This is a genomic window from Vibrio sp. 2130-1, from assembly GCF_033339515.1.
The window spans coordinates 1-1,120 of sequence record NZ_JAWOUT010000078.1 but is presented as its reverse complement, the minus strand read 5'-3'; the positions used below and the strand labels follow the sequence as shown (position 1 = coordinate 1,120).

Annotated in this window: 1 pseudogene; it reads left to right on the top strand. The window is 43.7% G+C overall.

The features are described 5' to 3' along the window. Positions 1-110: 110 nt before the first annotated feature. Positions 111-1,120: pseudogene (locus tag R7Q09_RS24340) on the top strand (IS3 family transposase); the annotation flags it as partial.

Genomic DNA, 1,120 nt, shown 5'->3' with positions numbered 1-1,120 from the left:
CCCACGAATCAGATAGAAAAGAGGCTAATGTTTTCTCATAGCCTCTTCTTTTCATTATGTGCCGTCCTAAATAAGGTTGACACTTTCCCCCAAAAAAATTGGAGAGTGTTATGAAATCAACAACTAAAAGAACTCAGCGCGATTACTCCCTCGCTTTTAAACTCACTGTAGTTGATGAGGTTGAAAAAGGAAGCCTCACTTACAAACAAGCCCAAGAGAAGTATGGCATCCAAGGTTGCTCTACGGTTTTGGTTTGGCTTCGTAAGCATGGTCGACTAGATTGGTCTAAAGGGACACCTAACTTTATGTCCAAAGGAGACTCTATGACCGAGTTCAATTCACCTCCTACACCAGAGCAACGTATTAAAGAGCTTGAGAAGCAGCTCGAAGATGCTCAACTCAAAGCCGACTTCTTTGAAGCTGTCGTGAACGTTATGGAACGTGACTATGGTGTTAGAGTGACAAAAAAGCACAAAGAAGCGTTGTCCAAGAGAAAACCATAGTAGGTTTGAGCGTTACGAAGTTTTGTCAGTTAGTACAAATCTCTCGCCAAGCTTATTATAAGCAATGCCAAACTCAATCTCGTTGTGAACATCATGAGCATGCTGTCATTGGCTTTGTCCGTGAAGTCAGGCTGAAGCAGCCACGCATTGGCACGCGTAAACTGAAGTTCTTAGCAGCAACAAAGGGCATTCAAATAGGTCGCGATAAACTCTTTGAGCTTCTCAGAAGGCATCGCCTGTTAGTGAGAGCAAGACGAGCCTATCACCGAACGACTAACAGTCGTCATCGGTTCTACTGTCACCCTAATAAAGTGAAAGATGGGCTGACACCAACGAAGCCAGAACAGCTATGGGTTGCTGATATTACTTACTTGCCGACTCTCGATGGAGAGAGTTACGTCAGCCTGGTTACGGACGCTTATTCAAGGAAGATTGTTGGTTACTATGTGGATGACAACATGAAAACTCAATCAGTTAAGCGGGCATTTATCTCAGCTCTCAGGCAACGGCAGAGTGAAGAAAAGCTAATACACCACTCAGATAGAGGCTCACAATACTGTTCGAGGGAATATCAAGATATCCATAAGAAACATAGAGTGACTTGCTCAATGACTGAC